The organism is Spirosoma montaniterrae (assembly GCF_001988955.1).
Classification (GTDB): Bacteria; Bacteroidota; Bacteroidia; order Cytophagales; family Spirosomataceae; genus Spirosoma; species Spirosoma montaniterrae.
The window spans coordinates 3955396-3968722 of the sequence record NZ_CP014263.1; the positions used below are offsets into that span (position 1 = coordinate 3955396).

Genomic DNA, 13327 nt, shown 5'->3' on the forward strand with positions numbered 1-13327 from the left:
CTCCTTCACTTACACCATGAAACAACTTGCTTTTTTCCTGCTTCTCGGCCTTGTCACACAGGTTCGGGCGCAGACAATACCGGCTGATGAACTGATTTTCCTGACCTCGGCCTGGAAAGGCGAACGCTTTGCTGACGGTCGGCCCAAAATCCCGGACGCGCTGCTAACCCGCGCCCGTAACATCGGCATCGACGACGCCTGGACGGTTCTAAAAAATGAAGGATATACCAACCAGTTTGAGGGCAACTGGAAACTGATTCATACCGACGTGCCGGTGGTTGGCCGGGCTGTTACGGCGATGTTTATGCCCAGTCGTCCCGACGTGGAAAAAGCGATCAAGGAACGCGGCCAAACCAAACAGGTGCGCAAGGGCAACACGAATGCGTGGCCTATTGAAACGCTCACCAAAGGCGACGTGTACGTGGCCGATGCGTTCGGGAAAATTGGCGGTGGCACACTCATGGGGGCTACGCTCGGCAATGCTATTTTCGCCAAAACCGGCAACGGCGTCGTGTTCAACGGAGCCGCCCGCGACTTGCAGGAGTTACAGAATATAAAGGGGTTCAACGCGTTTGTGCGCGACTTTCACCCGTCGTTCCTGGAAGAGACCGTGCTGATGGGGCTAAATACGCCTATTCGGATTGGGCAGGCGATGGTGCTGCCGGGCGATCTGGTTATTGCGCAGCGTGAGGGTGTGCTGTTTGTTCCGGCGCACATGGCCGAGCAGGTTATCAGCACCTGCGAATTCGTGACGCGCAAAGATCAGTTCGGCTTTGAGGTCGTGAAGTCGGGCCGCTACACCACTGGGCAGATCGACAGCCAATGGACGGATGAAATCAAGACCGAGTTTTTAAAATGGCTCGGTCAGCACCCCGAACTGGGCAGTATGACCCGCGCCGAACTGGATCAGATGATGAGTAAACGAACGTGGTAATCCTCAAAAAACAGCATAACCCGCTCAAATTGGGCGGGTTATGCTGTTTTTAAGATAAATGGTTTTACCGGCTTACGCCAGTAATGATGGTAATAGCCGTGCTGAGCAGGCCATTCGGAATTGGCCGCGTTGGGTTTGGGTCGGGCCGACTGATAACGGGTGTTTTTCGCATACTGTGTAGAAGCGTTTAGAAGTTATCAACATATACACATACGAACCTATATCTTTGTCGGATACTATGCCACGGAAATTTACCGGGCGGTAACATGCTTTTTTTATGTTAGACCCCTACCCTTTTACCAGTAACGACGATCATACGTCCTATTTTTTCGACAGCATTGGCAAACGTGGAGTTGTCCCTAAAGTCATTGACTATGTGTTGCTCCAAAACAACATTTATAATGTGGGCATACAGGATTTAGATCCCACTACAAATGAGCGGTTGCCGCCCCAGTTTACCGGAAACGGTGATGCTATGCAGGTTTTTGTAACGGCGGTAGAAACGATGAAAGTTTTTTTCAAACACTACCCCGACAAATGGCTATTTCTCGAACCACTTAATTCAGAGTTGATAAAGTTGTATCATCGGGGTATGCTGGCTTTGATGGGGCCGTATGCCGATGATATACACGTTTATGGCATTGTGCAGGAAGGCGAGTATGAGCCTTATCGCGAAGACGGCACTTACCGGGCCATTTTGATCGGACTTCAGGAACATCACCTTCAGGCCAATAGTTAACCCAATCCCGTTTTTCGACACTTACGAAATTTACTGGTCGGTATTGGCAACGCGTCTGTATTTTACAGATGTTTGTATTATCATATTTTTTATTGTTGGTAATTGTAGTCTGAACCGCTACCAGCATCGTACAACTAAACCCTTTTCTTCAATCATTTATGAAACATGTTTTCTTGGTGGGTCTATGCGTTTTATCCATCAGCGCAGCAGTGGCCCAGACCAACGTTGGCACTGTCACACAGGTAGGCAACAGCCTGACAGGCAACATAGGTCAGACGGGCACCGGGCTAACCGGCGTAGTAAGCCAGACGGCCAGCAATCCTATAACCAGTGCTAATAATTCGGGTATTATTTCCCAAACAGGCACTAACCACAATGCGCTGATCGAGCAAAATAATGGATCGACGTATAACAAAGCGTTGATTACGCAGAGCGGTTCGTCGTCGGGCAACGTGGGCTATATTACGCAGAGCAACGGCAGCGGTGGGTCGTCGGCCAGTTTGGGCAACACGGCAGCTATTGACCAGGACGGAGCCGCCAACCGGGCGGGCATCTTCCAGGACGGAACCAACACGACAACCAACGCAGCCGAAATCTGGCAGGCGGGTGATAACAACGGACGACCTACTGCCGGGGCACGGGGCGACGTGTATATCGACCAGTCAGGATCGACCAGCAACCGGGCCGAAGTTTACCAGGGCGACGATACAAGAAATGGCACCGTTATCGGTATCGCCGGTACAGCCAGCAGCAACGGCGCACAAATCGACCAGCAGGGCGGTAGTCAGTCGAATACTGCGGTTGTGCGGCAGTTCAGCGATAACAACAACGCCCGCGTTCGGCAGGACGGTCCCAACAGTCAAAGCAACGTAACGACGATTACGCAGGATGGCAACGGCAATAATACGGCCTACGTTGATCAGGGTGGATCTGAGGGGTACGACAGCAGAAACAATCAGGCCACCATTGTGCAGGCCGGTCAGAGCAGCACGGCCACCGTACAGCAGTTTTATTATGCCCAGAACGGGATTGTAACCATCACACAGGGAGCCGACGGTTCGGGCAATAGTGCATTGGCCGTTCAGTTCAACACCAGTGCGGAGAGTAACACGATCAGCATTGGCCAGAATGAAACCAGCATGGGTATGGGCAACGTAGCGATTGTCTTGCAGGGTACTACCTCTCCCTTCAGCCCCACGTCGGGCGGCAACCGGGCTACGATTTCGCAGGAAGACAGCTTCAATTATACAGGGTTGTTTCAGACGGGGCAAACGAATACGGCAATCATCAGCCAGGCTGGTAATGGCAACGCCGTAACGTCGTTGACCCGCGACAATCCGCTCGATTCCAATCTGCCGAACGTGGCCGTGCAAGATGGCACCGGCAACCGCATGGACGTTGGTCAGCAGGCAAATGCAGGCATTGCCAATACTGCCAACATAATACAGACAGGTGTAAATCAGACAACGTTTATCCGGCAAACGGGCAATTAGTAACCCTTCGGGCTAATACCTTACGTAATGGCTTCGATTAGCTAACCGTTTAGTCAATATAAATCGTACGAGCTGACTTTCAAACCAGTAATTTACTGGACGGTCACTCTCCCCTTGCCTCAATTTGTTTAGGTTTGCCCACCAGATCGACTAATCGTATCTGGTGGGTTTTTCTTTACATTTTTACTAAACCACAAAAGCACATGAAGAAACTTTTCTTTTGGAGCTTATTGGCCCTTCCTCTATCCACGGCCATTGCCCAAAACGTCTCAACCATCACGCAAACTGGTCTGTCTCAGACCGGAGTAGCCGCGCAATCGGGTACCAGTTTAACATCGGTCATTACGCAGGTCGGTGATCAGACGGGCGGTTCGCCTAATGCCTTCAACACCGCTGCCACAAGTCAGACCGGAACCGGCAGTACTGCCACCATCTCCCAGAGTAAAGGAACTGTAGTTAACTCTCGCTACAATCAGGCGGCTATTACACAAACCGGCACCAGCCAAACCGCTACCATCAATCAGAACGCCAGTGGCGGCAGCGGGTATCGCGGTACGACCGGCGCAAACTCACCGGTCAATCTGGGCAACTACGCCACCGTGGGACAGGCAGGATCGGGCAATTCAGCGGTTATCAGCCAGACTGCATTAGCGAACAGCAACTTTGCCACCACAAACCAGAACGGCAGCGGCAACCAGGCCAGCACGAATCAGGATGTTAGCACCAACAACCGGGCTGAGATTACGCAGGGCAGTTCCGTTAGCGCGAACAACAACCGGGCAACAGTTCTTCAGGACGGCCTTACCACGATTGGCAACGATGCATTCGTAACGCAAACCAGCAATGGCAACACGGCTACCGTTACACAAAACAACGTGAGTGCCAATAACACAGCGACCGTTTTGCAGGATGGTTCGCTGGGCCAGAACGTGGCAACGGCAACGCAGAATAACATTAGCAACCGCAACGAATCGCTCATCACGCAGTCGGGTGGCAGCAATACCGCAACTACTACCCAAACCGATGTGAGCAACGATAACGAGGCTACGATTACGCAGACGGGCAATGGCAACCGGGCAACATCGGGTCAGAATAACGTTAGCAGCGACAATGTTCTGACCATTACGCAAAGTGGTAACAGCAACACCGCCACCTCCAGCCAGACGGAGTATAGCAGCGGCAACGAAACGACAATTACACAGAGCGGCAATGCTAACCGGGCTACCACCAGCCAGAACGGTTCGGGAGTTTTGCGGCCCAGCGAAGATAACGACGTAACGATCTCGCAGATTGGCAACAACAACGCAGCTTCCACCAGTCAGAACGGTGCCAGCCTCGATAACGACATCTCGGTTACGCAGGGTGGCAACAATAACCTCGCAACGCTCACCCAAAACGGTGCTTCTGCGCTGGAGATCAGCCGCGAAAACACGGCAACGGTAACGCAGGGTGGCAACAGCAACACGGCCACCACCAGCCAGAACGGTAATAGCCGCGACAACGAAACAACCATCGACCAGTCGGGCAATAGCAACCGCGCCACCGTGGCACAAAATGGTAGCAGCCTAACCCGGCCCAGCCGCGATAACATAGCAGCCATTACACAAAGTGGTAGCAGCAATACGGCCACCACGAGCCAGAACGGCAATAGTCTGACCAACGTAGTAACGGTTACGCAGAGCGGTAATACAAACCGGGCTACTGTAAACCAGGATGGTAATTCAACGACTCGCGCCAGCCGTCAAAACAACGCCACAGTAACGCAATCGGGCGCGGGTAACGTAGCTACGATTAGCCAGAACGCAGGCGGCAACCGCGATGCCCGACTCAATGGGGCTATCATTGAGCAGCTTGGCACTAACGGCATTGCCACCATCACCCAGAACGAGACCCGCAACAACAAAGGGTTGATTACGCAGGGACTTAGCGGCACGGGCAACCAGGCTACGATCACGCAGTATAACTCAACGGCAGGCAACTCGGCTACCATCACGCAGAACATTACGTCGGCAGGCAGCAACAACACGGCGGTGGTGACGCAGGGCTTTAACACCGCTACGGTTTCTGATAACAACATTGCCACGGTTAGTCAGGAAGGTAGCTCGAACTCGGCCCGACTATTGCAACTCCGCAATAACAATACGGCTACCTTCTCTCAGGTGGGCGATGGCAACGTGATTCGGGGCTTGGATACAGCGGCTGACCCCCTCACGGCTCTTCAGGAAACGACGTCGGGTATTATTGGCAACTCAGCCATTATCAACCAAACCGCCGGTGGCGGGGTCGCCAACACCGCCAAGTTAGGGCAGGTTGGCATTGGCAACACAACCGTTATTACGCAAACCGGTATGATGCCGTAATGAGTTGACAGCCTGACTAATTTACGGCAGATCGTTCTACTACCGCTTAATAATGTTAGGTTGCTCAGAGTTACAAATCTCCATTTCGCCAGCCTGAAGGCAATACCTTCACCTACGAAATGGAGATTTGTTTATTAATCGGTTTAAAGCTCTCATAATCAATTAGAAGCAGTTAGTATTTTTACTTAAGTAAGTCTACCATTTATTGACCTTTTCCGTGTCTTTTTATGAATTTATCTTTGTCTTCTTACTGAAAATCTATTAAAAGGTAGGTTGACGTAAATAATTCCAACAGTACATTTGCTTACCTATTCAGCCGTAAGGGGCTGCATAAACCTTCTCTTCGTTGCAACCAACGTACTCTCTACGTACTCACTATGAAGTCTTTCCTTCTCATTGGCATTGCGACCCTTGTTTCGATAGCGGGCTACGCGCAGAATTCAGCAGTTATCAACCAATCGGGCGGTGGTCAGGTAGCCGTCTCGCAACAGGGTAGCGGCAATACGTCGGTTATCAATCAATCAAATCCCCGTCCGGGCAATACAGCCGTTATCAATCAGTCGGGCGCGGGCAACGTTGCCACGGTCAGCCAGGGCGGCAGCGCGGGCGAACCCGGTCAGTCGGTCAGTGTGTCGCAGTCGGGTCATACCGAGACGCATATCAACCAGACCGACGGCAGCAATTCCATTGTTGTCAATCAATCAGGAGAGCCGGTTCCGGCAACTTCCAAAAAGAAAAGTCGCGCCAAACGCCGGACCGACCGTCCGCGTTAATCAGGCAGCGTTCTGCAACTCCTTCACCCTAATAGTCTTACTTACCCAGCCGAAATTGTGTGGGTATTACACGTTTTGTGACTTCTCTCTACAAATTGCTTTCTTTAATTTAAATTTTTCTCCACAAAATGCAAAAACTACTTCTATCCGGTATAGCTACACTGTTTGCAGCAGTTGGCTTTGCCCAATCGAACACCAGCACAGTAAATCAGGATGGTACCAGTCAGACCGCCAGCGTCAGTCAGGCCGGTTCGAGCCTTACCTCCACCGTCAGCCAGGTCGGTCCTGGTTCTAACTCCGCCAATTCGGGCATTAGCATTCAGATTGGAACGGGTCATCAACTGACCATTAACCAGAACAACTCAAGCTACAACCGGGCAGGTATTTGGCAGGAAAACACAAGCGGGCCAGGCAGCAACACCGCGACGATTAACCAGAATGGTAACAGCGGCAACGGAGCCACGGCTCTGCGCCCGAACGACACCCGCACAACCACTCCCAACGCTCTGTTGGGTAACTGGGCGGGCGTGAAGCAGATTGGTTCGGGCAATAACGGTACTATCAATCAGAACGACGCGGGCACTGTCAACAACTTTGCCGAAACCTGGCAGTGGGGCACGGGCAATAGTGCCACCACGAATCAGAATGGCGGAGCCAAAGACAACAAAGCCGAGGTTTTTCAGGGCAACGACAAACGGGAATCCTCGCCCGATGCCGAAGGGGCAACAGATGTTAATGTAACGGGTAATACGGCCAGCATCGATCAGTCGGGCAGCGTTCTCAATACGGCTAAGGTTAAGCAATTCAGTAATACCAATACGGCCAGTGTTGAGCAGTTGGGTGCTTTCAGCAGCAGCAACACTGCTTTCATTCAGCAGGGCGCAACAGGAGCTTCGTCGGCGGTGGCGGGTGGTAATACAGCGCTGATTCAGCAGAACGGCAACACCAGCCAGGGAAACTCGGCAACGGCGTTGCAAACCGGAACGGGTGGTTTAGCGCAGGTAATTCAGGTCAACAACAGCAACAACAACATCGGTTTTGTGCAGCAGATTGCCGGTACTGGTTCGAGCGGCTACGTTCGTCAGATTGGCGACGCGCAAAGCAACAGCGGCACCATTATTCAGACGGGCGATTTTCATAACGCCCTTGTTGAGCAGGGAACTGGCTCATCGTCAAATTTCGGCACCATCAATCAGGGCATTGCCGGCGTAACCCTGTCAGACCATGCTACGGCTTATATCGGGCAGGTTAGCGGAGCCAGTTCGGGCACGGCTACCATCAACCAGAATCAGGCAAGCGTGGGCAGCTACAACAAAGCCTTTGTTCTGCAAACCGGTGTTACAACGGGCAACCTCGCCACCGTCACGCAGGAGAATTCATACAACACGGCTGGGCTATTGCAGACAGGCGCAGGCAGCAACACGGCTACGTTTGGTCAAACCGGCGGTTACAACGTGATTAACGGCCCGGCCTCGGTCAACAGTGGTTTCTTCGGCTCGCTGGACGCGGCCCGTCAGGATGGCAACGGCAACAAAATGACCGTAACGCAGAATGCCGGTACGTTCGGTACAATGACGACCAGCAACACGGCTACGCTCAGCCAAACGGGTACCAGCAACACACTCTCGGTCGATCAACTCATTACTACGGCGGGTGGCAGCAACTTAAGTACCATCAATCAAAACGGCATGATGAACTCCGTAACCGTGACGCAGGTCAACGGCGTAACGCCCTAACAACGTCTTTACGCGTACCCGAAGCCGTTGGTCAGAATGGCTTCGGGCTTTTTCAGTTCACACAAAAAATATAACTACTCTCTTTTATGAACAAGTGGCTTCTATCCGGCATGGCTACGCTTGCATTTGCAGCGGTCAGCTTTGCCCAAACTAACACCGCGACCGTGTCGCAAACGGGAAACGCCAATTCGGCCTCGGCTGTGCAAGGAGGATCGGGTAACACGTCTACCATTACTCAGGGTGGTCCACTGGGGCCGAGTTCGCAACCCAGTAGCCTTAATAACAAAGCCTTGTCGGACCAATCTGGTAAAAACCACACAGCAGTTATTAATCAGAACGGCGACAGCTACTTCCGCCCGTCGAAGTTCAATGAAGCCTCGATTACGCAAAGTGGCACAGCCACATCAGGCAACTCGGCTACAGTTAACCAAAACAGCAGCGGTGGCAGTGCTTACCGGGGCAGCAATGGGAATTTAGCCGTTGGCGATGGTAACAACGCGATTGTGATTCAGGATGGCACCAACACGGCAGTGGTGAATCAGAACGATGTTCCGGCAAATAGCAGTTCTAAAAATCTGGCAACCGTTACGCAGTATGGCAGCAACACAGCTACCGTTACGCAAAACGGTGGTACGGATAACTGGTCAGATGTAAAGCAGGGTAGCAGTAGCCTGCCTGCAACCGGCAACAAAGCTATGGTTGATCAAACCAGTGGCGCTACCAACGATGCCTTCGTTACGCAGAACAGCAACAGCAACTATGCAGATGTTCAGCAGGGGGCCACAGGTACAACCAGCAACACGGTAAGCATCACACAAGGCGATGCACTGGCTGTTGGTACGTCGAGTAGCAACACAGCCATCGTAGATCAGGTAGATGGTACGAACACCGGCAATCTCGCGACTATCCTGCAAACGGGTCAGAATGGCCTTGTTAATATCAAGCAGGACAATAACTCGGGCAGCAATCAGGCGTTCATCACGCAAGTGTCGGGTACTGGCAACCGCGTAGAGGGTCAGCAGTCGTTTAACTCGAACGTCAATCTTGTGACAGTTACGCAGTATGGCAATAACAACCAGGTTGGGTATGAGCAGGTGTTTGGTGCAAACAATACGCTCACTGTAAATCAGGGGTCGGCAGCAACAACCAGTACAAACAACCGGGTGCAAAGCTATCAGAAAGATTACAGCGACTATGGCACCATCACAATCAACCAGAACGTGACAACATCGGGAGGTGACAACATTGTTGTTGCTGAGCAAGGCATTAGCGGCCCACCCCGTTCGGTAAGCAACGTTGCCACTTTCAGCCAGGAAGGCAGCTTTAACGAAGCACGCTTGCGCCAGACTGGGGTAGGTAGCAATACGGCTACCGTTACGCAGACCGGGAATTATAACAAACTCACCGGCCCACAGGTGGTTCTGTTCCCTGGTGGCAATGGTGCCCTGCAAGATGGTTCGATGAACAAAATGACCGTCACGCAGGCTTCGGGTTCGCTCGCTACGGCATTGGTTAACAACACGGCGAATCTGAGCCAGACGGGCACCAGCAACACGCTGTCGGTTAATCAACTGATTAGTTCGGCAGGCGTGGGCAACCTGAGCACCGTTACGCAGAATGGCATGATGAATCAGGCCATCGTGCAGCAGAACGGTGTGACGCCTTAACTGCTATCTATAATCCGCTCCGCCACGGCACTGACCTGCCGGGCGGAGCGGATTAGTTTAGTGCCGATAGCTAAATCTACTGAAAGGCAGTGCAGCCTGAGTTAAACAGTTGTAGTTTTGTTTCAGCTCTCTTTCGGGCATCCTAATCCCTCTCGTCAATATATTCTTTTAACAACGTTTCATGAAGAAAGCCTTACTATCCGCATTACTTACCGGTATTAGCGTTGCTGGTTTCGCGCAAAACAACACATCGACCGTAACCCAGGGCGGCACGAGCCAGACCGCCAGTATCGGGCAAGCTGGCAATAATCTGACCTCAACGATAAGCCAGTCGGGGGTGAGTAATGCCACGAACCTCGCTATTGTTGACCAAACCAATCAGCATAGCGTCATTTTCACCGGCACCAACCAGTATCAGAACGCCATTATCAATCAAAACAACGGGTCGGTCAATAACCGGGCTGGCATTCTGCAACGGGGCAGTGGCGTATCGGCGGCACAGTCGAATACAGCGACCGTAAATCAGAACAACAGTGGCAGCGGCACCACCGGCCTCCAAACAGGCAACCGCACGGCCAGCCGGGCGGGTTTAGGCAACTGGGCTGGCGTTGAACAGGTCGGAACGGGCAATGCAGCGACCATCAATCAGAACGACGGAGCCAAAGCCAATTTTGCCGAACTCTGGCAACGGGGCACTGATAATATAAACACCAGCATCACGCAGTCGGGCGGCACCAACAACAAAGCCGAAATTTTTCAGGGCGACGACCGGCGGCTTGTCGATCCGGATGTAGATGGCACCAACGGCGTGAACGTATCGGGCAACTCGGCCATTATTGACCAAAGCAATAGCACCGACAACACGGCTAAGGTTAAGCAGTTCAGCAACAGCAACACGGCCACGGTTACACAAACCGGCACGGGCAGCCAGGGCAACGACGCGTTTATCCGGCAGGGAAAAAGCCTTGACGATGATGGCGTTAACGACGTGACGGGTGGCATCACCAACACGGCCCTGATTCAGCAGACCGGCAGCAACAGCAGCGGCAACTCGGCATCGGCCATTCAGACCGGCAGCAACGGCACCGCCAGTATCTACCAGACTGGTAACGTGACCGAAAACGTAGCGTTTATCGACCAGATCAGCGGATTCCAGAATTCAGGTACTATCAACCAGACATCGTTTGGTGGCGCAACTACCGACAATGAAGCCTACATTACGCAACATGGCGATGCCGCCGGAGCTTATCACATTGCCGTAATTACGCAGGATGCCGCCACAAGTAATTTTGCTGCTATACAGCAGGGGCGCACCGGTGGTAGCTCCAGCAACAACCGGGCGTTTATCAATCAGGTATCGGGCATCTCATCGAGTTCGGCCACAATTAATCAGAACACAACCGTTGACGGCACCAACAACAAAGCGCAAATCGACCAGTTGGCAAGTACGCTCAACCAGGCCACCATGTCGCAGCAAGGTTCCAGTAACGTAGCGGGGTTGATTCAAACGGGTGCAGGCAACAATACGGCCACGATTACGCAGACGGGTAATTTCAACGTAGTAGGTGGGCCAGGCACAACAACGCAGTTTAACAGCCTGCCCGCCAACAGCTTTGCCATCCAGAACGGCTCAGGCAACACCATGACCGTGGTGCAGGATGGGGCCGGTGCCACGTCGGGTAACTTTAATCAGGCGGTATTGAGCCAGATTGGGAACAGCAACCTGATCGATTTGCAACAAACCATTACGTCGGGCGGGTCGGGGAATATCAGCACCATTAACCAGAACGGCAATAGCAACTCAGCCGTTGTTCGTCAGCTAAACGGTGCAACACCCTAAAGAAGGGCTACAACAGCCTTATGCCTGTGTTTTTATTCACCGTACACCATATCATAGAGCACGCAATGAAGCAGATAACCCTTACTTTGTCACTTGCCTTAGCGGCCATAACGGCATGGGGGCAGACTAACACATCCACGATTAGTCAGACGGGCGTTAGTCAGCAAGCCAACGTTAGTCAGACCGGTTCGGCACTGACGAGCGTGATTAGTCAGGTTGGTACGCCTACGTCGAATACGGGCAATGTGGGGTTGGTTATTCAGTCAGGTACCGGGCATATTTTGTCAATCTCTCAGAACGGGTCGAACTATAACCGGGCGGGCGTTACCCAAACGGGTACGTCGCCGGGCAGCAACACCGTTACGATTGCCCAGAACAATAATGGTAACGGCAACACAAGTCTGCGTAGTGCCGACCCGGCTACGTCGGCGGTTGGCAACGGCAACTGGGCCGGAGGCTGGCAATTGGGCAGCAGTAACTCCATTCGGATCCGGCAGAACAACGCCGGCACAACCCAGAATTTTGCCGAAGCCTGGCAGCAGGGAACCAGCAATGAAGCCGATATACAGCAAAGCCGGGGCGTTGATAACCGGGCCGAGATTTTTCAGGGTAACGAACAGCGGGGAGGTGGCCCGGCAGCCGGTAGCCTGCCTACGGTAAACGTGACCGGAAATGTCGCTGATATTGACCAGGAGCGTGGTCTTCGTAACGATGCTTCTATCCGGCAGTTCAGCAATAATAACCGGGGCGAAGTAAATCAGAACGCCATTACCAGCACCGATAACCTGGCAACGATTCAGCAGGGCGATGGCACCGACCCGTCTGGTCAGCGTGAGAACACGGCGATCATCGAGCAGAACAACATCAGTAACCTCAACATTGCCAACATACTTCAATTAGGTAGTGAAAGCGAGGCCGAAATAAACCAGGATGGCGTTAGTGGTAGTGGAGGCTCTTCGACCAACATAGCGTCTATCACACAAACGATTGGCAGTGACGAAAACGAGGCCCGTATCGACCAAAGCAGTGGCAATAGTCTGCTCTCGGAACGCAATAACGCTACCATTGTTCAGAAAGGCGAAGACGGACGTACTCACATCCGGCAAACCATTGCTGCTGCTGATAGCAAAGGGAGCATTGAGCAGGGTACGGGTAGCGACAACGACCGGGCTTACATCTGGCAGGGCCGCACATCGTTCGCTACGGCCACCATCACGCAAAACCTGACCGCTACGGGCCGGGACAACATCGCCAGCATTCAGCAGGGTAACGGCACCGTTGGGCAGGGCAGCAGTTTATCGGCCACAATAGCGCAGGAAGGCAGCCGCAACGACACCCGCCTGCTGCAAATTGGTTCGGCCAGCAGTGCTACGGTATCGCAAACCGGTAATAATAACGTGGTGACTGGCCCCGGCTTAGGCACTACGCCATCGGGGGGCGAAGGCACGCTACTCGGCGGTTCGTATGCCGTTCAGAATGGGAGCAGTCACCAATTGACCATTACACAAACATCGCCGGGCGGAGGAAATACAAGCATTTTCAATACTGCCGATGTTCAGCAGTTGGGTACGGGCAATGTATTGATTGGTATGCAGACAGCTCAAACGGCGGGCAACCTGATGACCGTTCGGCAAGATGGCAATACCAATCAGGCGTTCATCCAGCAAAACGGTATCGTTACACCTTAAACCAGTTTTTGTTCGCCACTTAACAGCCCGCTACAACTTCTGTAGCGGGCTGTTGGCTTTTTATTAAAGTTTACCAGATGGTGGCTGAAATTTATCA

At 52.7% G+C, this 13327-nt stretch carries 9 protein-coding genes; all 9 read left to right on the forward strand.

Features of this window, described 5'->3' with window-relative positions; all coding sequences use genetic code 11:
* Positions 1 to 16 precede the first annotated feature (16 nt).
* Entirely contained in the window at positions 17 to 934 is a 918-nt protein-coding gene (locus tag AWR27_RS17095) for an RraA family protein (RefSeq protein WP_077132289.1), read from the forward strand.
* 277 nt (positions 935 to 1211) lie between these two features.
* The gene (locus tag AWR27_RS17100; protein ID WP_077132290.1) at positions 1212 to 1673 is read left to right on the forward strand and encodes a DUF6934 family protein; all 462 of its coding nucleotides are present in this window, start codon (positions 1212 to 1214) and stop codon (positions 1671 to 1673) included.
* A gap of 158 nt (positions 1674 to 1831) precedes the next feature.
* The gene (locus AWR27_RS17105) at positions 1832 to 3166 is read left to right on the forward strand and encodes a hypothetical protein (RefSeq protein WP_077132291.1); all 1335 of its coding nucleotides are present in this window, start codon (positions 1832 to 1834) and stop codon (positions 3164 to 3166) included.
* 203 nt (positions 3167 to 3369) lie between these two features.
* A complete protein-coding gene (locus AWR27_RS17110) occupies positions 3370 to 5526 on the forward strand; it encodes a beta strand repeat-containing protein (RefSeq protein ID WP_077132292.1) in 2157 nt (718 codons plus the stop codon).
* A 377-nt stretch (positions 5527 to 5903) separates the two neighbouring features.
* The gene (locus AWR27_RS17115; RefSeq protein ID WP_077132293.1) at positions 5904 to 6299 is read left to right on the forward strand and encodes a hypothetical protein; all 396 of its coding nucleotides are present in this window, start codon (positions 5904 to 5906) and stop codon (positions 6297 to 6299) included.
* A 128-nt stretch (positions 6300 to 6427) separates the two neighbouring features.
* Positions 6428 to 8035, forward strand: coding sequence for a beta strand repeat-containing protein (locus AWR27_RS17120; protein WP_077132294.1), 1608 nt, complete (start codon positions 6428 to 6430; stop codon positions 8033 to 8035).
* Between the two features lie 86 nt (positions 8036 to 8121).
* Positions 8122 to 9702, forward strand: a complete 1581-nt coding sequence (locus AWR27_RS17125) for a beta strand repeat-containing protein (protein WP_077132295.1) — start codon at positions 8122 to 8124, stop codon at positions 9700 to 9702.
* Between the two features lie 181 nt (positions 9703 to 9883).
* Positions 9884 to 11542 (forward strand): beta strand repeat-containing protein, encoded by a 1659-nt coding sequence (locus AWR27_RS17130; protein ID WP_077132296.1) that lies wholly within the window; start codon positions 9884 to 9886, stop codon positions 11540 to 11542.
* Positions 11543 to 11628: 86 nt separating this feature from the next.
* Positions 11629 to 13230 carry a hypothetical protein gene (locus AWR27_RS17135; protein WP_232325863.1) on the forward strand — a complete coding sequence of 534 codons (1602 nt, stop codon included), beginning with the start codon at positions 11629 to 11631 and terminating at the stop codon, positions 13228 to 13230.
* Positions 13231 to 13327: the final 97 nt, after the last annotated feature.

Coding starts and splice junctions, on each gene's coding strand:
- AWR27_RS17125 (WP_077132295.1), top strand. CDS start 8,122: ATGAACAAGTGGCTTCTATCCGGCATGGCTACGCTTGCATTTGCAGCG.
- AWR27_RS17115 (WP_077132293.1), top strand. CDS start 5,904: ATGAAGTCTTTCCTTCTCATTGGCATTGCGACCCTTGTTTCGATAGCG.
- AWR27_RS17100 (WP_077132290.1), top strand. CDS start 1,212: ATGTTAGACCCCTACCCTTTTACCAGTAACGACGATCATACGTCCTAT.
- AWR27_RS17130 (WP_077132296.1), top strand. CDS start 9,884: ATGAAGAAAGCCTTACTATCCGCATTACTTACCGGTATTAGCGTTGCT.
- AWR27_RS17110 (WP_077132292.1), top strand. CDS start 3,370: ATGAAGAAACTTTTCTTTTGGAGCTTATTGGCCCTTCCTCTATCCACG.
- AWR27_RS17095 (WP_077132289.1), top strand. CDS start 17: ATGAAACAACTTGCTTTTTTCCTGCTTCTCGGCCTTGTCACACAGGTT.
- AWR27_RS17120 (WP_077132294.1), top strand. CDS start 6,428: ATGCAAAAACTACTTCTATCCGGTATAGCTACACTGTTTGCAGCAGTT.
- AWR27_RS17105 (WP_077132291.1), top strand. CDS start 1,832: ATGAAACATGTTTTCTTGGTGGGTCTATGCGTTTTATCCATCAGCGCA.